This is a genomic window from Stenotrophomonas sp. Marseille-Q4652 (genome assembly GCF_916618915.1).
In the GTDB taxonomy this organism is placed as follows: domain Bacteria; phylum Pseudomonadota; class Gammaproteobacteria; order Xanthomonadales; family Xanthomonadaceae; genus Stenotrophomonas.
Genome location: NZ_CAKAKE010000001.1, coordinates 2,561,402 through 2,583,527 on the forward strand (window position 1 = coordinate 2,561,402; position 22,126 = coordinate 2,583,527).

The 22,126-nt window shown below is 65.4% G+C and carries 14 protein-coding genes; 9 read left to right on the forward strand and 5 right to left on the reverse strand.

Going from position 1 to position 22,126, the window contains the following annotated elements:
- Positions 1-130 precede the first annotated feature (130 nt).
- From LG380_RS12210 to LG380_RS12250, 9 genes are all read left to right on the forward strand, one after another.
- Positions 131-1,759, forward strand: a complete 1,629-nt coding sequence (locus tag LG380_RS12210) for a TldD/PmbA family protein (RefSeq protein WP_225765459.1) — start codon at positions 131-133, stop codon at positions 1,757-1,759.
- 138 nt (positions 1,760-1,897) lie between these two features.
- Complete coding sequence (locus tag LG380_RS12215) at positions 1,898-3,532, forward strand: TldD/PmbA family protein (RefSeq protein WP_225765460.1); 1,635 nt, start codon at positions 1,898-1,900, stop codon at positions 3,530-3,532.
- Positions 3,533-3,553: 21 nt separating this feature from the next.
- Positions 3,554-4,888 carry a TldD/PmbA family protein gene (locus LG380_RS12220; protein WP_225765461.1) on the forward strand — a complete coding sequence of 445 codons (1,335 nt, stop codon included), beginning with the start codon at positions 3,554-3,556 and terminating at the stop codon, positions 4,886-4,888.
- Between the two features lie 107 nt (positions 4,889-4,995).
- Positions 4,996-5,667, forward strand: coding sequence for a DUF4159 domain-containing protein (locus LG380_RS12225; protein ID WP_225766597.1), 672 nt, complete (start codon positions 4,996-4,998; stop codon positions 5,665-5,667).
- A gap of 18 nt (positions 5,668-5,685) precedes the next feature.
- A complete protein-coding gene (locus LG380_RS12230; protein ID WP_225765462.1) occupies positions 5,686-6,675 on the forward strand; it encodes a MoxR family ATPase in 990 nt (329 codons plus the stop codon).
- 13 nt (positions 6,676-6,688) lie between these two features.
- Positions 6,689-7,582, forward strand: a complete 894-nt coding sequence (locus tag LG380_RS12235; RefSeq protein WP_225765463.1) for a DUF58 domain-containing protein — start codon at positions 6,689-6,691, stop codon at positions 7,580-7,582.
- Complete coding sequence (locus LG380_RS12240) at positions 7,579-8,700, forward strand: BatA domain-containing protein (RefSeq protein ID WP_225765466.1); 1,122 nt, start codon at positions 7,579-7,581, stop codon at positions 8,698-8,700. Before LG380_RS12235 ends, LG380_RS12240 begins: the two co-directional genes overlap by 4 nt.
- Complete coding sequence (locus LG380_RS12245) at positions 8,697-10,820, forward strand: hypothetical protein (RefSeq protein ID WP_225765468.1); 2,124 nt, start codon at positions 8,697-8,699, stop codon at positions 10,818-10,820. Before LG380_RS12240 ends, LG380_RS12245 begins: the two co-directional genes overlap by 4 nt.
- Complete coding sequence (locus LG380_RS12250) at positions 10,820-12,574, forward strand: hypothetical protein (protein WP_225765470.1); 1,755 nt, start codon at positions 10,820-10,822, stop codon at positions 12,572-12,574. Before LG380_RS12245 ends, LG380_RS12250 begins: the two co-directional genes overlap by 1 nt.
- A gap of 203 nt (positions 12,575-12,777) precedes the next feature.
- Here LG380_RS12250 and LG380_RS12255 read toward each other — a convergent pair whose 3' ends face one another.
- The 5 genes from LG380_RS12255 to LG380_RS12275 are packed head-to-tail and all read right to left on the reverse strand — an operon-like array spanning position 12,778 to position 22,078.
- Positions 12,778-14,571: an AIPR family protein gene (locus tag LG380_RS12255; protein WP_225765471.1), complete on the reverse strand. Its 1,794-nt coding sequence runs from the start codon at positions 14,569-14,571 to the stop codon at positions 12,778-12,780.
- A complete protein-coding gene (locus tag LG380_RS12260) occupies positions 14,562-15,611 on the reverse strand; it encodes a PD-(D/E)XK motif protein (protein WP_318780082.1) in 1,050 nt (349 codons plus the stop codon). Before LG380_RS12260 ends, LG380_RS12255 begins: the two co-directional genes overlap by 10 nt.
- Positions 15,577-18,444 carry a Z1 domain-containing protein gene (locus LG380_RS12265; RefSeq protein ID WP_225765473.1) on the reverse strand — a complete coding sequence of 956 codons (2,868 nt, stop codon included), beginning with the start codon at positions 18,442-18,444 and terminating at the stop codon, positions 15,577-15,579. The genes LG380_RS12260 and LG380_RS12265 overlap by 35 nt, the downstream gene beginning before the upstream one ends.
- On the reverse strand, positions 18,441-19,967 hold the full coding sequence (locus tag LG380_RS12270) for an ATP-binding protein (protein WP_225765474.1): 1,527 nt from the start codon (positions 19,965-19,967) through the stop codon (positions 18,441-18,443). Before LG380_RS12270 ends, LG380_RS12265 begins: the two co-directional genes overlap by 4 nt.
- Positions 19,964-22,078, reverse strand: coding sequence for a sigma-70 family RNA polymerase sigma factor (locus LG380_RS12275; protein WP_343237793.1), 2,115 nt, complete (start codon positions 22,076-22,078; stop codon positions 19,964-19,966). The genes LG380_RS12270 and LG380_RS12275 overlap by 4 nt, the downstream gene beginning before the upstream one ends.
- Between the last annotated feature and the right edge of the window lie 48 nt (positions 22,079-22,126).

Consider the following 22,126-nt stretch of genomic DNA (forward strand, 5'->3'; position numbering starts at 1 on the left):
CGCGGCAATCCGGTATCGGGCGCACAGTCTGCCTGCAGGCATGACCGTGGTCACTTGTGGCCGTCGCCGCGGGCACCGAGAGTCGGTGGTCATGCTTGCGGCCGGGGGCCGCGCCACTGGAGCCTGCGCTGTGCACCGTCGTGACTTCCTGACCTTCTCCGGCCTGGGCGTGGCCGGCCTGATGCTGCCGCACGCGCGCCTGGTCGCCGCAGAGGAACTGCTGGCACCGGCCGACGTGGCCAGGCAGAAACTGCTGGCCGATACCGTGCTGGCCGCCGCGCACAAGGCCGGGGCCAGTTACTGCGACGTGCGCATTGGCCGCTATCTCAACCAGGCCATCGTCACCCGCGAGGACCGCGTCGAGAACGTGGTCAACAGCGAGTCGGCCGGCGTCGGCATCCGCGTCATCGTCAATGGCGCCTGGGGCTTTGCCGCCGCCCACCGGACCACGCCCGAGGGCCTGGCCACGGCTGTCGGCAATGCCGTGGCCATCGCCCGCGCCAATTCGAAGATCCAGAGCAGGCCGGTGCAGCTGGCGCCGCAGAAGGGCGTGGGCGAGGTGAGCTGGCGCACGCCGCTGAAACGCAACGCGATGGCGGTGCCGGTCAAGGACAAGGTCGAGCTGCTGCTGTCGGTCAACGCCGCGGCGATCAACGCCGGCGCCGACTTCATCAACTCGCAGCTGTTCCTGGTCAACGAACAGAAGTACTTCGCCTCCTCCGATGGCTCGTGGATCGACCAGGACGTACACCGGATCTGGCTGCCGTTCACCGCCACCGCGATCGACAAGGCCAGCGGCAAGTTCCGCACCCGCGCCGGGCTGTCGGCGCCGATGGGCATGGGCTATGAGTTCCTCGACGCCGACCCGTCCGGCCGCTACGAGCTGCCCGGCGGCGTGGTCGGCTATGGCCGCTCCTACGACCCGGTGGCCGATGCCATCGCCGCGGCGAAGCAGGCGCGCGAGAAGATCAAGGCGCCGTCGGTGAAGCCCGGCAAGTACGACCTGGTGCTGGATCCGTCCAACCTGTTCCTGACCATCCACGAGAACGTGGGCCATCCGCTGGAGCTGGACCGCGTGCTCGGCTACGAGGCCAACTACGCCGGCACCAGCTTCGCCACCCTGGACAAGCGCGAGTCCGGCTTCCGCTGGGGCAGCGACATCGTCAACTTCTTCGCCGACAAGACCCAGCCCGGTTCGCTGGGCGCGGTCGGCTACGACGACGAAGGGGTGAAGACCAAACAGTGGGACCTGGTCCGCGACGGCATCCTGGTCAACTACATGGCCACCCGCGACGAGGTCCACCTCCTCGGCGAGGATGCCTCGCACGGCTGCAGCTATGCCGACTCGTGGTCGTCGGTGCAGTTCCAGCGCATGGCCAACGTGTCGCTGGCTCCGGGCAGGGCGCCGCTGACCCCGCACGAGATGGTCAAAGACGTGGAGAACGGCATCTACATCCTCGGCCGCGGCTCGTACTCGATCGACCAGCAGCGCTACAACGCCCAGTTCGGCGGGCAGCTGTATTACCAGATCAAGGACGGCAAGATCGCCGGCATGGTCGAGGACGCCGCCTACCAGATCCGCACGCCGGAGTTCTGGAACGCCTGCAGCGCGATCTGCGACGAGCGCGACTTCCGCCTTGGCGGCTCGTTCTTCGACGGCAAGGGCCAGCCCTCGCAGGTCTCGGCGGTGTCGCATGGCGCGGCCACGACCCGTTTCAACGGCATCAACATCATCAACACCGCACGCAGCCTCGGCTGAGTGCGGTTGACCCTGTCGAAAGTCATTTGACGCTGGATCAGGGCCACCGCAAGAATCGAACGACCGCAACACGCCGTGCATTTCCCTGCTGTTTCCCCGCTCCCCGCCCCGTGCGGACTGGCCTGATGGAGAGCTGCCTTGCAAAGACGTGACTTCCTTGCCCTGACCGGGCTTACCGCGGGCGGCCTGATGCTGCCGTCGATGTTCGGCAAGGCGGTGGCTGCCGAGCAGCTGCTGACCGTGATCGACCCGGCGCTGAAGAAGCGCCTGGCCGACGACGCGCTCAATGCCGCGCGCGCCGCCGGCGCGACGTACTGCGACGTACGCATCGGCCGCTACCTGCGCCAGTTCGTGATCACCCGCGAGGACAAGGTGCAGAACGTGGTCAATGCCGAGTCCACCGGCACCGGCATCCGCGTCATCGTCAACGGCGCCTGGGGCTTTGCCGCGACCAACGACCTGAGCCCGGCCGGCGTGGTCAAGGCCGCGCAGCAGGCCGCGGCCATCGCCCGCGCCAACGCGAAGATCCATACCGCGCCGGTGCAGTTCGCCAAGGCGCCCGGCTACGGCGAGGTGTCGTGGAAGACGCCGATCCGCAAGAACTCGATGGAAGTGCCGATCAAGGACAAGGTAGACCTGCTGCTGGACGTCAACGCCGCGGCGCTGGCCGCCGGTGCCAGCTTCGTCAACTCGATGCTGTTCCTGGTCAACGAGCAGAAGTACTTCGCCTCCACCGATGGCTCCTACATCGACCAGGACGTGCACCGCATCTGGGCACCGATGACGGTCACCGCCATCGACAAGGCCAGCGGCAAGTTCCGCACCCGCGAGGGCCTGTCCGCGCCGATGGGCATGGGCTTCGAGTACCTGGACGGCGCGGCCGCCGGCAAGTTCGTCAGCCCCAACGGGGTGGTGAACTACGGCATGTCCTACGACATGAAGGAAGACGCGATCGCCGCGGCAAAGCAGGCGCAGGAAAAGCTCAAGGCGCCGTCGGTCAAGCCGGGCAAGTACGACCTGGTCCTCGATCCCTCGCATACCTGGCTGACCATCCACGAATCGGTCGGCCATCCGCTGGAGCTTGACCGCGTGCTCGGCTACGAGGCCAACTACGCCGGCACCAGCTTTGCCACCCTGGACAAGCGCGAGCAGCGTTTCCAGTACGGCAGCGAGCTGGTCAACATCTTCGCCGACAAGACCCAGCCCGGTTCGCTGGGCGCGGTCGCCTACGACGACGAAGGCGTCAAGACCAAGCAGTGGGACCTGATCCGCGACGGCAAGCTGGTCGATTACCAGACCATCCGCGACCAGGCCCACATCCTGGGCAAGACCGAGTCCGACGGCTGCTGCTATGCCGACTCGTGGTCTTCGGTGCAGTTCCAGCGCATGGCCAACGTATCGATGGCTGCCGGCAAGACCCCGCTGAGCGTGGCCGAGCTGATCAAGGACGTGGAGAACGGCATCTACATCATCGGTGACGGCTCGTTCTCGATCGACCAGCAGCGCTACAACGCGCAGTTCGGCGGCCAGCTGTTCTACGAGATCAAAAACGGCCAGATCACCCGCATGCTCGAGGACGTGGCCTACCAGATCCGCACCCCGGAATTCTGGAACGCCTGCGTGGCCATGGCCGACGAGCGCGACTACCGCCTGGGCGGCTCGTTCTTCGACGGCAAGGGCCAGCCGAGCCAGGTCTCGGCGGTTTCGCACGGCTCGTCTACCGCCCGCTTCAACGGCATCAACGTCATCAACACCGCACGCAGCCTCGGCTGACCGGTCAGGAGCCCCTGAACAATGAGCATCTTCACCGAACAGCAAGCCAAGGCGATCCTCGACAAGGTCCTCGCCCTGTCCAAGGCCGACGAGTGCACCGCCACCCTGGCCGGCTCGATCGACGGCAACATCCGTTTCGCACTGAACAACGTCTCCACCAGCGGCATCGTCGACAACACCGAGCTTGCCGTGCAGGTCGCCTTCGGCAAGCGCGTGGGTGTGGCCACCATCAATGAATTCGACGACGCCTCGCTCGAGCGCGTGGTGCGCCGTGCCGAGGACCTGGCGCGACTGGCCCCGGAGAACCCGGAGTTCATGCCGGCGATCGGCAAGCAGCAGTACACGCCGACCCCGACCTGGAGCGAGTCCACCGCGGCGATCGATCCCGAGTTCCGCGCCAGGGTCGCGGCCGACTCGATCGCACCGTGCCGCGGCAAGGGCCTGGTCGCCGCCGGCTTCCTCGATGACGGCAATTCGTTCTATGCCACGGCCAACAGCAACGGCAACTTCGCCTACCAGAAGTCGACCAACTTCAACTACACCTGCACCGTGCGTACCGAGGACGGCCGCGGTTCGGGCTGGGTCGGCCGCAGCCTGCAGCATGCCTCCGAGTTCGATGCCGGACGCGAGATCGAGATCGCCAAGCGCAAGGCGCTGGAATCGGCCGATGCCAAGGCGCTGGAGCCGGGCAAGTACACGGTGATCCTGGAGCCGGCCGCGGCCGCGGGCCTGATCAGCTTCATGATGAATTTCTTCGACGCACGCAGCGCCGATGAGGGCCGCAGCTTCCTTTCGAAGAAGGGGGGCGGCAACAAGCTGGGCGAGCAGGTCTACGACCCGCAGGTCAACCTGGTCGCCGACCCGTGGAACGAGATCGGACCGGTGCTGCCGTGGGACGGCGAGGGCATGCCGCGCCAGCGCATGCCGATCATCGAGAACGGCAAGGTCGCCAACATGTTCTATTCGCGCTACTGGGCGCAGAAGCTGGGCAAGGAGGCGATCGCGCGCCCCGGCAACCTGATCATGAGCGGCGGCACCAAGTCCACCGCCGAACTGGTGCGCGGCACGCAGAAGGGCATCCTCGTCACCCGTACCTGGTACATCCGCATGGTCGATCCGCAGACCGTGCTGCTGACCGGCCTGACCCGCGACGGCACCTTCTACATCGAGAACGGCCAGATCAAGTACCCGGTGAAGAACTTCCGCTTCAACGAGTCGCCGGTGATCATGCTCAACAACATCGACGAGCTGGGCAAGCCGGTGCGCGTGGCCGGTGACGAGTCGAGCATGGTGATGGTGATCCCGCCGATGCGCCTGCGCGATTTCACCTTCACCTCGCTGTCGGACGCGGTGTAAGCCAGTGGCGGAACGGGCCTGATGTCGATGTGCGTGCCCGTTCCGTTCCACTCCGTCCCGTGCCTGCACGGGGTGTTGCGATGAACCGGCGCCAGCTGCTTCAGGCGATGCTGGCCGCCGGTGCATTGGCGCAGTTGCCGCGCGCGCAGGCCCAGTCCAGCCGCTACGACTTCTGGTTCACCCGGTTGCGCTATGACAGCGGCGACTGGGACGTCGATGCGCGCATGCCGTCGAACCTGATCACCTCGCTGATCGACTACACCACGCTGCGCGTGGATCCCAACGAGCACGTGGTCGCGCTGTCCGACCCGAAGATGCTGGCCGCGCCGTTCTGTTACCTGGCCGGGCACAAGCTGGTGGAGTTCAACCCGGACGAGCGCCGCAACTTCGAGCGCTACCTGCGCAATGGCGGTTTTGTCTTTGTCGATGACTGCAACCACGACATCGATGGCCTGTTCGCCACCTCCTTCGAACGGCAGATGGCGCAGATCTTCGGACCGAGGGCGCTGAAGAAACTGCCCAACAACCACCCGCTGTACCGCAGCTTCTTCCAGTTTCCCGACGGTCCGCCGGCCACCGGCTTCGAGCTCAATGGCTGGGGCGATGACCTGGTCCATGACTACCTCAAGGGCCTGGAGTTCAACGGCCGCCTGGGCCTGCTCTACAGCAACAAGGACTACGGCTGCGAGTGGGACTATGACTGGCGCAACAAGCGCTTCCTGGCCGAAGACAACACCCGTTTCGGCGTGAACATCGTGATGTACGCGCTGACCCACTGATTCCCCACAGGTGATGCAATGAACGCCCCCGCTTCCGAACTCGATGCCCTGCTGCCGCGGCTGGGCGAACTGCGCGGTGCGCTGGCCCAGGCCGTGGTCGGCCAGGCCGACGTGGTCGAGCAGCTGCTGATCGGCCTGCTGGCCGGTGGCCACTGCCTGCTCGAAGGTGCGCCCGGGCTGGGCAAGACCCTGCTGGTGCGCTCGCTCGGCCAGGCGCTGGAGCTGCAGTTCCGCCGCGTGCAGTTCACCCCGGACCTGATGCCCAGCGACATCCTCGGCACCGAACTGCTGGAGGAGGACCACGGCACCGGCAAGCGCGCGTTCCGCTTCCAGAAGGGCCCCGTGTTCACCAACCTGCTGCTGGCCGACGAGCTCAACCGCACGCCGCCCAAGACCCAAGCCGCGCTGCTGGAAGCGATGGCCGAGCGCACCGTCAGCTATGCCGGCACGACCTGGGAGCTGCCGTCGCCGTTCTTCGTGCTGGCCACGCAGAACCCGATCGAACAGGCCGGCACCTACCCGCTGCCCGAGGCGCAGCTGGACCGCTTCCTGCTGCATGTGCGCGTGGATTACCCCAGCGAACAGGAAGAGCAGGACATCCTGGCGCAGACCACCGGCAGCGGCAGCGGCGTGGTGCCGAAGGTGATGGACGCCGAGGCGGTGAAAACCCTGCAGGCGGCGGTGCGCCAGGTGCATGTCGGCCCGGACCTGCTGGCGTGGATCACCCGCCTCGTACGCGCCAGTCGTCCTGGCGAGGGCGCACCGGCGCAGGTCAACCACTGGGTGAAGTGGGGCGCCGGCCCGCGCGCCGGGCAGTCGCTGGTACTCGCGGCCAAGGCACGGGCGCTGCTGCACGGACGCCTGGCCGCCACCCGCGAGGACGTCACCGTACTGGCGGCGCCGGTGATGCGCCACCGCCTGCTGCTTTCGTTCAATGCCGAGGCCGAACAGGTCGGCGCCGACCAGGTGGTCGCCGCGCTGCTGTCCGCCATGCCCTACCCGGCCTGAGTTCCCGTCTGTCGTGAGCACCGCCGCGCCGCTGGTTCCCGCCGAGGTCCGCAACCGCCTGAAGGCGTTGCGGCTGGTGCCGCGCCGCGCGTCCGGCAGCCACGGCATCGGCCAGCACGCCAGCCGCAGCCGCGGCGCCGGGCTCGAATTCGCCCAGTACCGCGCCTACGAGCCGGGCGATGAGCTGCGCCAGGTCGACTGGAAGTTGTACGCACGCTCGGACCGGTTCTTCGTGCGCGAGTCCGAGCGCGAAAGCCCGATCACGGTGTGGCTGCTGCTCGATGCCAGCGCCTCGATGCAGCAGGCCGACCGCACGCGGCCGCAATGGAGCCGCCTGCACGCGGCGCGATCACTGGCCGCCTGCGTGGCCGAGCTGGCGCTGGCCCAGGGCGACCGCTTCGGCCTGGCGGCGATCGGTGGCGATGGCCTGCAACTGCTGCCGGCCGGCCAGGGACTACGCCAGCGCGACCAGCTGCACCTGCAGTTGCAGCGCGTGCAGGCCAGCGGCCAGTGGCCCGAAGCCAACACGTTGCGGCCGCTGTGGGAGCGCGTGGCCGCCAGCGACCTGGTGTTCGCCATCAGCGATGGTTTCGAGCCCGGTTTTGTCGAACTGCTGGAGCGGCTGTCGGCCGCACGCCGCGAGGTGGTGTTCGCGCAGCTGCTGACCGCCGAGGAACGCGACTTCCCGTTCGATGCCGGCTACCGCTTCGTCGACCCGGAAACCGCCCGCGAGCTGCGCGGTGATGGCCGTGCGCTGCGCCAGGACTACCTGCGCCGCTTTGGCGAGGCGCAGGCGCAACTGCAGGCGCGCCTGCATGCGGCCGGGGTGGTGCAGGCCACCACGTATCTAGACCAGCCCGTCGATACCGTGCTGCAGGCGCTGTACGCACGCCGGGGCGCGCGATGAGCCTGTCGCTGCTGTTCCCGGTTGGCCTGCTTGCACTTGGCGCGTTGCTGCTGCCGATCCTGCTGCACCTGCAGCGGCGTCCGCCCGAACAGGTGCTGCCCTTTGCCGCCCTGCGCTGGCTCGGCCTGCAGGCGCGTCCCAGCCGCAAGCTGCGCCTGCAGCAGTGGCTGTTGCTGCTGGTCCGCCTGCTGTTGCTGGCCACCCTCGCCCTGCTGCTGGCCGGCCCGCTGCTGCACGGCGTGCGTGGCAACGCGCAGCCGGTGCGCGCCGTGGTGCCCGGGCTGTCGCCACCGCCGGCCGACGACAGCCATCACGATGTGTGGCTGGCCGAAGGCTTCCCGCCAATCCAGCCCGGGCAGCTGGCGCCGGATCGCCACCAGCCGGTAAGCAGCCTGCTGCGCCAGCTCGATGCCGAACTGCCGTCCGGTGTCGCCCTGCAGGTGCAGGTGCCGGCGCGCCTGCTGGGGGTGGACGGACAGGTGCCGCGGCTGTCGCGGCCAGTGGACTGGCAGGTGCAGCCTTCTCCGGAAGAAGCACCCGCGCCGCAGGAAGCCGCGTTGCCGCGCCTGGTGATCCGCCACGATCCCGCCCATGCCGACGCAGCGCGCTGGCTGCGTGCAGTCGCGCTGGCCTGGCAGGCAGAGGAGGCGGCCGACGTCGCCCCCACCGACGTGCCGGTCACGGCGGCCGATGCCAATACCGTGATTGCCTGGCTCAGCGAGGCACCGCTGCCGGATGCACTGGCCTCACATCCGGGCGTGGTGCTGCTCGCCACGCCGCCACCCTCCAGCGCGCGCGTGCTGCTGGACAACGGCCAGGGCCGCGCCCTGCTGGTGGCTGGTGATGCCCCCGGCCGCCTGCACTGGGCACTGCCGCTGACGCCGGCCAGCGCCCCACTGCTGCTCGAGGCCGATTTCCCGCAGCGGCTGCTGCAAGCCGTGCGGCCGTCGCCACTGCCCACGGTGGCTGATGCCGCTGACCACGCCCCGCGTACCGGCGCACAGGCTCCGGCACCGAAGCCGGCAGCGCTGGCCCCATGGCTGGCCCTGCTCGCCGGCATGCTGTGGCTGCTGGAGCGCGTGCTCGCCAGCCTTCGCCCGCGCACGGAGGTGGCATGAATCCGCACGCCCATCGCCTGTGGCAACAGGCCAGGCGCCAGCGCGTACGCCAGGCCGGCTGGCTGCTGCTGACGCCGGCGATCGCCACCGTCATCACCCTCCCGGTGCTGGAAGGCTGGGCGATGGGCTTCCTGCTCGCGTCGATGGCGCTGTTGGCGCTGTGGCTGGGGCGCACGCTGCGGGCGATGGACCCGCGCTGGCTGGTACGCCAGCTCAACCATGATCCCGCGCTGCAGGACAGTGCCGACCTGCTGCTGGCCCCGGCCGACTCGCTCAATCCGCTGCAGCAGCGCTTGCGCGGCCAGCTCGAGCTGCATCTGCCCAGCCATGCGCCGCTGACCACGCCATGGCCACGCTGGGGCCGCAGCCTGAGCGTGCTCGCCGCGGTGCTGCTGGTCCTGGCCACGCGGTTGCCGCCGCTGTGGACGCCCTCGCAGGTGCCGGCCAGCAGCGGCACGCCCGCCAGCAGCCAGACCGCCACCGCGGTGCCGGTGCTGGAACAGATCTCGCTGCAGGTACGCCCGCCGGCCTACAGCGGCCAGCCACTGCAGCAGCTCGACGTGCTCGAGGCCAGGGCGCTGGCCGGCAGTCGCCTGCACTGGCGGCTGGGTTTCAGCACGCCGGTCGACTCGGCGCAGCTGCAGTTCCACGATGGCCGCGTGCTGGACCTGGCACGCCGCGAGGATGGACTCTGGGATGGTGACCTGGTGCTGGATCGCGATGCGCTCTACCGCATCGTCACCGAGCCGGCGCTGGCCGATACCCGCCTGCACCGGCTGCACAGCGTGGCCGATGCACCGCCGCAGGTGCGCGTGCTGCAACCCGAGCAGGCGCTCACCCCGGCCCCGGCGCAGCAGAAGACATGGAGCCTGCAGTTCGAGGCCAGCGACGACATCGGCCTGGCCACCAGTGCCCAGCTGCTGGTCACCCTGGCCCAAGGCAGCGGCGAACAGATCACCAGCCGCGAGACCCGCCTTACCCTGCAGGGCAGCGGCAATGCCACCCGCAAGCGCTTCAGCCACACCCTGGACCTGGCCGCACTCAGTGCCGGCCCGGGCGATGACGTGATCGCGCGGCTGACCGTACGCGACAACCGCCAGCCGCAGCCGCAATCGACGCACAGCGCCAGCGTGATCCTGCGCCTGGCCAGCGAGGAACAGCAGCAGGCCAGCGACCTGGAAGGCGCGATCAAGAAGGTCATGCCGGCCTACTTCCGCAGCCAGCGGCAGATCATCCTTGATGCCGAGGCGCTGATCGCCCAGCGTCGCCAGCTCGACGAGTCGCGCTTCGTGCAGCGCTCCGATGCCATCGGCGTGGACCAGCGCATCCTGCGCCTGCGCTATGGCCAGTTCCTTGGCGAGGAAGCCGAAGGCGGACCCAAGCCACCACCGGGCCTGCCTACCGCCGATGGCGAGGACGGCGACACCCACGCGCACGAGGCGGGCGACGGACACGATCACGACCATGCCGATGGCAAGGGCAGCGAACCCGTCATGGGCACCGGCAAGGTGCAGGACCTGCTGGCCGAGTACGGCCACACCCACGACCACGCCGAAGCGGCGACCCTGCTCGACCCGCAGACCCGCGCCACGCTCAAGGCCGCGCTCGATGCAATGTGGCTGTCCGAAGGCGAGCTGCGCCAGGGTCGCCCGCAGCAGGCGCTGCCGCACGCCTACCGGGCACTGGGCTTCATCAAGCAGGTGCAGCAGTCCGAACGCATCTACCTGGCGCGGCTGGGTCCGCAGCTGCCGCCTATCGATGCCGCCCGGCGCATGACCGGCAAGCGCGATGGCCTGGCCTCGCGTCGCCTGCCACTGGCCCCAGCACCGGTAACCGCCACGCCGTTGCCGGCGCTGTGGCAGGCGATGCAGGCGCGGCAGCCGCTGGACCTGGGTGGGCTGTCGTCGTGGCTGCAAGCCAACGGCAACGGGCTCGACGACCCGCTCTCGCTCACCGCCGCCGCCGAGACCGCGCAGGTCGAGCCGGACTGCGCGCCGTGCCGCGACGAGCTGCGGCGGCAACTGTGGCAGGCGTGGCCGCAACCGCTGACCCGTCCACGCCCGCGCACCGCGCCCGACGCAATGGGCCAGCGCTATCTCGATGCCATGGAGGGCAAGTGATGGACGCCTTGTCGCTGGCTACCGCCGTGCTCCTGCTGCTGGCTTGCCTGTACGGCATGGTTGCGTCCTGGCGTCGTGGTGGCAGCGCGCTGCGGAGGACAACGCTGACCGTACTGCAGCTGCTGGCCACCGCCAGCCTGTGGTTGGTGCTGCATCCGCCCCCGGTGACCGTGCCCGGCGATGCCGGCGTGGTGCTGGCCAGCCCCGGTGCTGTGGTTCCTTCCACCGCCCGCGATCTCCCGGCATTCGCCCTGCCCGAAGCCGGAACGGATGCCGCGGGCAAGCCCGTGTCGGACCTGGGCACCCTGCTGCGCCAGCAACCGCAGCTCGGCCGCCTCATCCTGATCGGCGATGGCCTGCCCGCACGCGACCGCCGGCCGTGGCCGCTGGCCATCGAACACCAGGTGCCGGGCCTGCGCGGCTTCGTGCAGCTGCAACCGGTAACGCCGGTAGCCCCGGGCGCGCGCTTCTGGGTGCAGGGCCAGGCACGCGACGCCGCCTCGGCCACGGTCGAGCTGCGCGACCCGGCCGGGCGCGTGGTGGCCAGCCAGGTGCTGGGCGAAGACGGCCACTTCCAGCTCGGCGCCAGCGTGCGCGATCCGGCCCTCCTCGAGTTCCAGCTGCAGTTGCGCGATGGCGAACAGGCCCTGCTCGACCAGGCACCAGTGCCGGTCCACGTGATCGAGCCGCCGGCACTGCGACTGTGGCACCTGGCCGGCGCGCCCAACCCGGAAGCCAAATACCTGCAGCGCTGGGCCATCGATGCCGGGCTGCGCCTGCGTCGCCAGCTGCCCGCCGGCGGCGGCGTGGTGCTGGGTGATGCCCCGCTGGCACTCGACGCCCGCCAGCTCGCCGAAACCGACGTGCTGCTGCTCGACGAACGCAGCCTGCTGGCTCTGGGCAGCAGCGGCCGCCAGCGCCTTCGCGCGGCGGTGCGCGAGGGCCTGGGCGTACTGGTGCAGCCACTGGCCGGCGATGCCGCGGGACTGAAGAACGCACTGGCCGAACTTGGCCTGCCGGTGGATGGCGACGGCCGGCCACGCCCGTTCGCGCTCGAAGCGCGCGCGCCCTCCCCCGAACAACTGGCGGTGCAGCGCGGCCCTCGCGCCACGCATGGCATCGCCGATACCGCGGCCCCATCGCTGGAACAGTCATCGCTGCGCCCGCGCGATGCCGGCGCCCAGCCGCTGCACGCGGGCAACGACATCGTGGTCGGCGCATGGCAGGCCGTGGGCCGCGGCCGCGTCGGCCTGCTCGACGTCGGCAACAGCTACGCACTGGTGCTGGCCGGTCGCCCGGAACTGCACGCCCAGCTGTGGGCCGAAGCGCTGGGCCAGGTCGCCCGCCCCACTACAGGCGAAGAACAGGCACCGACGCTGACCGGCCGCGCCTGGCGCGACGAGCGCAGCGTGCTGTGCGGCATCACCGACAACGCCTTGGTCGAAAGCCTGTCAGGCAACCAGCAGCGCCTGCGCATGGATCCCGCCACACCCGGCTGCGCCGCGTGGTGGCCAGAGCACAGCGGCTGGCACCATCTCGGCGACCACGCGCTCTACGTCTTCGACCCAACCGACGCCCCCACCCTGCACCGCGCCGACACCCAGGCCGCCACCGCAGTGCTGATCAACGCCCCGACACCAGCGTCAGCGCAGACGACCACCACCCAACCCGGCCCCCGCTGGCCGTGGTGGCTGGCGTTCGTGTTGCTGGTCGGGCTGCTTTGGTGGATGGAGAAACGTCGCGACGCTATTTAGAAGCTTTGGTGCCAGTCCGGCGGCAAGGTCGTCGCGGGAACTCCGTTCTTGCATCGCAACGGGATCGGGTGGCCATCATGCCGGCCGAGATTGCCTCTCACTACCATCGTCGACGGAAGCCGTTTTGTACGGAATGGATCGATGCGTGCACAGCATATTCCTAGGCATCAAGTTAATCCGGCAACGCACTAGAACGCCGAGAACTACTTGATCTCTGGTATGTCTTGAGAGGGCATCCTCAGCTCGAGAGACCTGATCGCATTCCAACATTCGTCCTTCTTCGCCCACTCCGAAACCATGCGGCCGTTCGCGGACCTGTGGATCGCCTGGTTAACCTCCACCGCCCACACACGGATCTGCGCTTTGAAGGCCTCAGAGATGTCCTGCTGATCCCAGATCCGGTCAAGCTCGATGCGATCCGCGTAAGTGCGGGAAATTATCGAAACCAGATAGATCGCGATGTTTCCCTGGAAGGCGGGAAACATCGGACGGACAAGTGAGTGGACCCGCTTGAAGAAGATCACCTTGGCGATCATGCGCTTGTATCCCTGCACGTCGGGAATGACCTCTTCGCCCTGCTCTTCCCGGCTGCGGATATCGTCCATGAAGCGTGCGAAGTTCTTCTGACCACCCAGGCTCGCCAAGTCCGGGCGGCCGTCCCATGCATTCAAGAATTTCGCCAGATCGGTCTTGGTCAACCGGCGAGCGGGAGGAACCACCACAGTCTTGAGGTTCCGGTACTTGGCAGGCGTGGTTCCTTCGCGAACCAGCATCGTGGTGTAGCTGCCGGCAGCCCGCTCATAGAACCATCGCCCCACGCCATCCGGGCAGTAGACCCTGTTGGATATCTTCTCCAGCTCGACATGGAACGGCGCATTGGCCGAAAGATCGGACTGCTTCACAGCATTCTGGCTGTTCGCATACCGCGAGATATCCGAGATCATCGCCTCCTCGGCCGCAGGATCGTCCGCTTTCAGGACGACCACCTTTGCCGGCACGCGGACCCGTCCCAGGTCGGTCTCCGGGTGTTTCTTCTTGGTGAAGTAGATGGAGGCGGTTGTCTGTCCGCCGTTGACGATCTGCATGCCTTTCAGCCAGGCGATACCCGGGCCACCGTCCCCGGTCTTTCCCAGGCGGACCTCGTCCGCGACGATGACGATGCCATTGTTGTAGGCAACGAACTTCTCTGGATCCGAGCGCAGTGTCGACTGGATTCCCTTATTCACCTTGCCAGTGGCGGTCAGAAAGGACCGGACGTTCGCCTCAAGCAGCCGCGCACCGTACTTCTCATAGAGGAACCTGAGCACTTCGCCCGGCAGTACGGTCATCGCATAGTCGTATGTGTCCGCTTCACCGTGGATATAGACACATGGGAGCGGACCGCCTGCGACATCGTCGAAGTTCACGACGAGCTCGTCACGCGGCTTCCCCTCGGACCAGTGGCGGTGGAGCCGCTCGATGTCCATCACCTCGAGTTTCACGGTCTTTCCGCGGATCTCCCGGGCCTTGAAGTTCTTGGTCTTGACCTGGCCATCAGTCAGGACATAGATCCGGATTTCATCAAGTCCCGCGTAACCCTTCTCGATATGGAGTGCCAGCTCATGCGCTTCGTTGGCAGGGTCCACGGACGCTGCCAACTTGCCCTGTGCTGACAGAGAAAGGAAGCGCAGACACTGCTCAGCAGCCTTCTGCGTCACCGAATCTGCAACAGGCTGCAACGTGTCGGCGTCGAGGTACACGCTTACGAACAGGTCCAGGCGGTCCCCCTCCGAGGAAACGGAGTAGCCACTGAGCTTGATGTTCGCGGTGCCCACCTTGGTGTCGTAGTGGCAGACCTCCGGCTCGTGGGTCATACCAACTTCTTCCATGTGGCGCATCACGATCTCGGAGAAGACCAGCTCCGGATAGGGATAGGCAGTGCCGGATACGCTCATCCGCTCGGCGATCTCACCGGCAACTTCCGCACGCGTCTGAGCAAGAAATTCAATCAGTTCCATGTTTTGCCGTCCCCAAGACTTTCAATAATTGCTCCAAACTTCGAAGCGATCTCAGGTATCACTTCAAGATCCAGCGCGTACTTGGCGCGCTGGACGCCCGCCGGAACATTCCCGCTGACCAGTCTGGGCGAGTCGGACCGGACCAGCTTGTAGCCGATGTGCTGCAAGAAGAAGCGACGGCTGTACTTTTCAGCCATCGAGTCGACATATCCAGCCGAGATCAGCTTGTCCTTCAAGGCCAGAGGACTTCCTGTCTCCTCCGCCAGGACGGCTTCCAGCTCAGCGCATATCTCCGGAAGTGTCCGGCCGTCTGGTGACAGGGAAAGGCGGACCGCAGCCACGTAAAGCGGTTGGCGAAGGGAATCATCCAGCTGCTCAAGGCTTCCTATTTCGGCGACAAATCCCCCGGGGGAAACTGTCGACTTGACTTCCAGTGCCCCCGTTCCAATCAGGTAGTCCTGAAGGCCGTCCTCGGGACCAGCCCAGTAGCTGACAGCGTCAGCGGCCGGCACGCCGCTGCCTATCATGTCGCGCAATACGACCAGCTCACCGAACAGGCCAAGCTCCGCTTCCGGACTGAGAACCCCGAAGCGATCCCGCTTCATGAAGTCCTGCCACGCACGGATCCGGCCCAGCATGGCAGCCCGGATCCGCTCACCGTCGTAGCCGCCGACCTGCGAGAACAGGGCGAGCAGATCCGCCGCCATCATTGCAAAGAGTGCCGGCTGGCCAGCGCTGGTCCGGCTAAGCGCGAACCAGGTCCAGTCACCAGCCGAATCCACAGGGTCGATGTAGGCGACGCTGAAGCCCTGCCCGCGTGGCAGGTCTGCGTCTGAGCCGACACGCAGCCCCCTCGTTCCGATGATCAGCGATTCCTCCCGACCCGGAAACCATCTTCCCGCCTGCACGACGCCATTTTTGCCACGGACAACGTCGATCACTCTCCAGCCCTGACCGCCCTCCATTCCCGCCAGAGCACGCCATGCGGATGCCAGCTGCTCTTGGTCACTCGGCACCATAGTCCTGCTCCCACGCGACATTGTTGATCTTGTAATCGATCTTCACCCCCGATTCGCTCTCAGGAAAACTGACACCGAAAGCAACCAGGCCAGGTGTGGCTTCATCCAGCTTTAAACGTGACTCGGTGGGATCAAGCACATAAAGCACAAGGAGACCTGCCTCGGGATGGGCTTCCACGCCGTCGCCACCGCAGCCCTTGACTCGCCGGATCGAGGGCCCGCTCGGAACTTCTGGAGTGCCGGCCTTCTTTGCCCTTGCCCAGGCCTCGGCGGTCAGCTGAAGCGCTGCGTTCCACTGGCGCTCATCGATATCAATTGCCTCATCCTTCGGATCAAGCAGGACACCTATCGAGTGCCGGTCCTCGAACTGGCCCTCCTCCTTGCGCCTGACCATGTTCACTGAAATCCCAGGCGCAAGTTCGCTCGGTCTCCCATCCCTGATACCAAGCAGCGCCACATTCCAATCCTTCAACTCCCCGGATCCGACCATTGCATCAATGAAGTCCGCCAAGGCAATGCTGTTTACCCTGTGGGATGCCTCACTGGTGCGATACCCGCGCAGGAAATCGACCACGGACGAGCTGGGAACCCTGCGCCAGAGATGTCCATACCATTGATACTTGGAGGGGCCGTATCCCAGGCATGGATTCACCTCCCCAGCTCTGCCAAGAGACTCGATGAAGGCGGATGCGGACTTGAAGTTTCTTCCCAGAACGCCGCCATCCCGAGGCAGCGAAACGGTTTGCATCAGCTGTCCACTGAATGAAAGCCGCAAGGTTCTTGCGCTTCGCATCTTGAGCTGCGAGGTCACAAGCAGTTCCGTGTGGGACTGGATCTTGAGGCCGTACTCCCTGGGCGTGGCCCCGGAACTTGCCATCAGATCAAACTCCTCGCGCAGCTCCGCCGCCGCATCGGTAATGTGGCGGAACCAGCGAACAAGGTCTGGAGAGGTGTAGATGCGCCCAAGGTCCAGATATCCGGGTCTGTAGCCGAACCAGCGCCCCATCTGCATGAGTGTGTCGTACATCTTGGACGCACGCAGGAAGTAGCTCGTGCACAAACCCTCCAGGGTCAAGCCACGCGCCAGCTTGTCACCACCGACCGCGATGACCTTCAGACCCTTTTCCCTGGCTTCCTCGTAGTCGAGAACGTCCTTCGCCGTGCCATTTATCATCCGCACGTCAATGTCATGGATGACATCCGGGAGAACCGTCAGGATCTCCTCCCAGCTCGGGTCGTGGTCCGGAAGGTCGCCCAGACCGGCGGCCCGGACCTGCCGCGTCGCGGGGATGAAGTCCGCTTCCCACAATGCCTGAAGCTGCTCAAGCAGCTCCTCGTGCTCAATCCCACGCGTCACCCGCTGGCGGACGCTTCTCATGTACTCCGACACCTGCTGGTGTACAGCGGCCTGCACCGAGTTGAACCTCGTAACATGGACCAGCATGGAGCTGTGCTGACTTCCCTGGCCCCGGAGTTGGCGCACGGCACAGGCAATCAGGAATGAGTGCAACGCCTCCCTGAGACTGGGCGGAAGATCTTCGGACTTCGAGTAGAGAGGCACATGTGTGGGCTTGTGCTTGGCAGGCATCCACCCGGACTCGCCGCTGCAGAAGTCCTCCACCTCTTTGACAAGTGGCAACTCCCCATCTCTTCCGTCTGGACCCGGCTGGCCGAACACCCGTGACGGTCCGACGTAGTTTGAAGGGGCAGCAAGGTTCTGGATGAACGCCGACGGGAACAGGTCAGGACCTTCCGACCTGGTCCTGCCACGTTCATGGATGAAAATGTTGGCGAACGGTGTCGCGGTGTACCCCACATAGGCGGCACGGGAGAAGGAATTCAGGATCCGCCGTATCAGTTTGTTGATGGTCGTCGGCTGATGCTCGGGGTCTGGATTCCCTTCCGCATCCACAACGGTTTCGCCAGTGTCGACCGACGCGTTGTCTGCTTCATCATCAATGATGAGAAGCGGAAACTTGGTCACTCTCTTGGTAACCCTTGGCAAGGGATCGTTCTTGTCGTTGTCGATCTCTTCCGCGGAAAGGGGGAGATCCGCAACATGGTTCTGGATCCACTTCAGCAGCTGGACCAGGACCGACTTGTTCTTCTTTACAACGAACAACCATGGTCGCTGCTCGGGAGAGATCGCAAGATGTGTGGCCGCGCGCCTGTTGAAGTCGCCATTGTTGGCGCGTGTCGTTGCACAGTTGGGGTTGATCGAATGATCCGTGTCGATATTCCCGACCCCGATGCGCCGTTTGACATTCGAGACGCCACTGGTCTCGTAACCCAGGAACCCCTCCTCAAGGCGGATCTGCGTCTGCGAGCGGAGGTTGTTGTGCAGGCCGGCGAGGACAATGATCACCTTGTACTGCGCATCCGCAGCCTTGCAGATGAGGCCGGTGTAGTTTGCGGTCTTGCCGGACTGCACGTGCCCCACAACAAGGCCGCGGCGGTCCCATGTTCCGGGACGCAGGGGGTCCTCCAGCTGCCCGAGGATCCGGTCGGTGGACTTGTCCAGTGCGTCAACCGCCGTCCACGAGAGCTTCTTCTCCAGCATCTCCCGATAGCGCTGCCAGTAGCGCCAGTTTCTCTTCCGCTGCGCATCCAGCCAGGCCACGTGGTCCTTGGCGTCCACCAGTGAACTGTCTTCGCCGATCCAGATACTGAAACGCCGGATCAGCTCGTCAGTCACCGCATTCCGGTCCAGACCAACCGCCCATCTTGGGTTCATCCGCAGAACCAGATCCATCTTCTCCGAGATAAGGGCTGGCGTGATTGCCGGCCTGTCATCCTCGCCCAGAAGGAGCTCCTGGGTGATCTTGATGACGCTAGCTGCACTGGATTCACTCATTGCGTTGTTCCGCTCGGATCATGGGAGGAAACCTCGTCCGGAAGGCTTGCCACCAGATCCGGATGAAGATCGAAAGGTTCTGTCGCGAGAAGCTGCCTGCGGGCAAGTTCCGGAGACATCCCCTTGAGGGTTATGAGGTTGCGATAGAAGACAAGCAGGACCTGCATCACCTCGGAAGAAGGTGTGGAGGTGAAGCCGGCCCTTGCCTGTTCACCTGATTCGGCCGTATCCAGCCAGATGCGCTGGACAGGAATCGTCTCCTCAAGGACTCGGAGCATTGCTTCGACACGCTCCGCGGTATCCCCCTCCCTCTCCAGCAGTGGCTGCACGGCCGGATGGGAGCGGTCTACGAGGTACTTCCTTCCAGACGTGAGGTCCTTCGAGATCCAGACAGGAGCAACCTCCTCACTGCGACCCACGGAGGTATTGGACTGGGCGCGGTGCAGGAATACCCTCCTCGCCCGCTCCCGCGCATCCTCGGCAAGCCGCGTCAGCTGGTCGCGCAATCTCACAGGTGGGTGCGCGGTCGACTTCCGTATGTCGATCTTCCAGTCCGTATCCGAGGAGTTCGGTATGTCGAGCCGGATGCGGGCCAGCCTGTGGGACTCGTCCTTCGACCATGAGCGACCACGTCCCAAGCCAAGCCAGCTGCCCGGAACCAGAAGCCGCCGCCCCCGGTACACATAGAACCCCTGCTGGGACGACCAGCCATCCGGCCCGCCAGCCTCGAGAAACTCCTTGTCTGTCATCCGATCCTTGTGCGGAAGCACATGGGTACGGGCGTAGACCTTCCAGCCCGCTGCACCGATCGGTACCTCTGGTGAGCGCCACGTTGCCGGATGCCAGGTCAGGAACGGATCCCATGCCCGGACCTTCCGACCATTGACGCGCAGCTCAACCGAAGAGCCACTTCCGTCAAGGAACCGATGGAAAACCATGCCCAGATGGCGTTCAACCCGATCGATCAGATCCAGGAAGTCCTGATCCTTGAAGCCGCTCGAGACGATCCTGTCCAGGACCTCCCACAGGACGATCGTTCCGTGCTCCTTCTGATCAAGAGATGCGATCCTGTCCCTGGAGCCGTTGTCCGGGCCCTCCAGAAGAAGCCAGTCCCCTCCGGCCTCATTCGCCAGGAAGTCCAGATCCCAGCGCAGGCAGCTGCTGTTGCGATACCTGCGGCTCGCAACTGTCAGACGTCGGCACTGCGAGAAGGACGCGGTCTTGAGTCCCATTCCGAATCTGCCAAGGTCGGAAGAGCTCCGCTCCACAAGTGGATTCCGTTCGGCGAGTCTCATCGCCTGATCGAGCTCGGGATCGGTCATTCCATGACCATCGTCGCCAATGGCGATCCAGCTCTCGCCGCCATTCCAGTGGAAGTCGACGTCAATCCTCTTCGCGCCTGCGGATATGCTGTTGTCGATGAGGTCGGCAAGGGCCGACTCGGTCGTATAGCCAAGCCCTCTCAGGGCCTCGATCGTCCCATCGGCCCTCGGCGGCGCACTCCTTGTCATGTATCCCTTCATTCCACAGTCGCTCCGTCGGGCTTCTTCTGGCTCAACTTGTAGGCAGCCAGAACTTCACTGCGTGCCGGATGCCTCAACACGCTTAGAGCCTTGGCCTCGATCTGCCTGATCCGCTCACGCGTCACGTTGAACAGGCGTCCCACCTCTTCGAGGGTCTTCTCGTTGCCATCAATGAGCCCGAAGCGGTGACAGATCACAGCCGCCTGCTTTTCTGAAAGATCCGACACGCAGGCCCGTACCGTCTTGACCAGCCCCCATTCCATCGCCACGTCCTCAGGCCCCGGACACTGGTCAGGGAAGGACATGGCCTCCTCGTACACCCCTGTTCCATCGTCGTAGCTTCCGGGCTCGGAGACCAGTGCAAGGGCCTTCCGCACCTCGGCGACGCTCATCTGGCTCTTGCGGGCGAGGTTCTCTACGGCGACGTCCGCGGCACGATCCGCACCCTCCGCCCTTGCAACAGCGTCCAGCTTTGTCCGCTTCTCAAGCATGTGGACCGGAATCCTGATCATCCGCCCCTTGTCCGCGATCGCCCGGGTGATCGCCTGGCGGATCCACCAGGTGCCATATGTTGAGAACTTCGTGCCTCGCGAGAAGTCGAACTTGTCGATGCCACGCATGAGTCCCAGGCACCCCTCCTGGATCAGATCCGTCCTGGGCAGCGGCGACCAGTAGTACTTGTTGGCGATCGATGCAACGAGCCGCAGATTGGCCTCGACCATCTCGCTCGTCAGATGGTCAAGCCTTGCTACCGCCGCATCCAGTTGTGCGCAATGGTTCCCCGCTGTTTCCACCGCGGACCTGATCCATCTGATGCCCGACCCTGTCAGCTGAAGATCCTGGATCAGTACGACAAGGACATGCTCGCGCTCGGAACCATCAGTTAGGGCGCCCGCCCGTTCTACTATTTCCCGGATGGACCCATGGATTGCCCTGAACTGCTCGGCATCGCCGCCTGCAGCGTCTGGTTCCCCGTCTCCATCCCGCTCCTCGTCATCTGACAAGGCTTCCGGAGCAGTGGCTGCCGGGGACGCAAACTCCTCCGACGCCTGCGTGGATGCATCCATACGACTGATGCTTCCAACCCGCAGCTCCCCTGAAGCAATGGCCTTCTCCATTCCAAGGAGCGCATCCAGAGCTTCAGGGTCTCTGGCTATTGCACGGCATCCATCTGCGATAGCCGCCGCGATCAGGCGGCCGATCCGCTGTTCTCCGTCACGATCCAGGATTTCCGATCGGCCAAGTGCCCGGTTCAGATGGAAGCCCGGGTCATTTCGGCGCGAATCCATCTCGACCATATAACGGTCGGCCACCTCGAGCAGGTCCTCGTCGACCTCGTCAAGGTCTTCGATATCGGACTCCGAGCACCACTGCTCATCCTCATCCGCGACAACGACTCCAAGGTCACCGAGAAGCTGCACGAGATGGCGATACATGTCGCCGTCGGATGAGCCCTCCATCCTCCATGCGAGCCTGCGTATGCGCCCAGCCCGGACAAGTCCTTCTGATTGCCCATCCAGTAGCATGGAAGCGAAGTGGAGCCGTCCATGTTCATCGAATACCGTCCGCCGTGCCTCCAGCTCCTCCACGTCCGGGAGCTCGATACGCAGATCGGACCAGTCGGCGTCGGAATCACGTATCCGGAGCGTGGTCAACGCTGCCTGGGACTGGGATACGGAGTTCCGGAGGATCGTGTCATCCTCGGGAACCTTCACATCCTCTTCCACCTCCCAGCCACCAAACTCCGGAGGTGTCTCCTCTTCTTCGAAGCCCAGACCAGGCTCCACCTTGGGCTGCGATCCGTGGTTCCGCAAAAGGTCTGCAAGCGCGGAAAAACCTCCACGCTGCGCAATCGCTGCGGCGTCGAGTCCCTCGTCATCGGTGGCCATATGATTGGCGCCATGCGCCAGCAGCAGATGGCACAGCTCAACATGCCCCTTCGCTGCGGCCAGCATCAGCAGCGTCCGCCCATGCTGATCCCTGGCCTCGGTACTGCCGCCACCATCGAGATGGGTCTGCACAAGCTCGACGCTGCCCTGCGAGATCGCAAGGCGCAGAAGGGGCCTGATGACAGGTTGGGATGATCTATGGTCCATTGGTCCTACGTCCATTGGTCCTACCAGATCATCCCGGCAGCAAGCCGGGTGCAGAGCTGTTCC

What these genes read in the sequence shown, in the direction of transcription:
- LG380_RS12250 (WP_225765470.1), top strand. Translation starts at nt 10,820, where the DNA reads ATGGACGCCTTGTCGCTGGCTACCGCCGTGCTCCTGCTGCTGGCTTGC.
- LG380_RS12270 (WP_225765474.1), bottom strand. Translation starts at nt 19,967, where the DNA reads ATGAAGGGATACATGACAAGGAGTGCGCCGCCGAGGGCCGATGGGACG.
- LG380_RS12240 (WP_225765466.1), top strand. Translation starts at nt 7,579, where the DNA reads ATGAGCCTGTCGCTGCTGTTCCCGGTTGGCCTGCTTGCACTTGGCGCG.
- LG380_RS12255 (WP_225765471.1), bottom strand. Translation starts at nt 14,571, where the DNA reads ATGGAACTGATTGAATTTCTTGCTCAGACGCGTGCGGAAGTTGCCGGT.
- LG380_RS12275 (WP_343237793.1), bottom strand. Translation starts at nt 22,078, where the DNA reads ATGGACGTAGGACCAATGGACCATAGATCATCCCAACCTGTCATCAGG.
- LG380_RS12260 (WP_318780082.1), bottom strand. Translation starts at nt 15,611, where the DNA reads ATGTCGCGTGGGAGCAGGACTATGGTGCCGAGTGACCAAGAGCAGCTG.
- LG380_RS12265 (WP_225765473.1), bottom strand. Translation starts at nt 18,444, where the DNA reads ATGAGTGAATCCAGTGCAGCTAGCGTCATCAAGATCACCCAGGAGCTC.
- LG380_RS12230 (WP_225765462.1), top strand. Translation starts at nt 5,686, where the DNA reads ATGAACGCCCCCGCTTCCGAACTCGATGCCCTGCTGCCGCGGCTGGGC.
- LG380_RS12220 (WP_225765461.1), top strand. Translation starts at nt 3,554, where the DNA reads ATGAGCATCTTCACCGAACAGCAAGCCAAGGCGATCCTCGACAAGGTC.
- LG380_RS12225 (WP_225766597.1), top strand. Translation starts at nt 4,996, where the DNA reads ATGCTGGCCGCCGGTGCATTGGCGCAGTTGCCGCGCGCGCAGGCCCAG.
- LG380_RS12245 (WP_225765468.1), top strand. Translation starts at nt 8,697, where the DNA reads ATGAATCCGCACGCCCATCGCCTGTGGCAACAGGCCAGGCGCCAGCGC.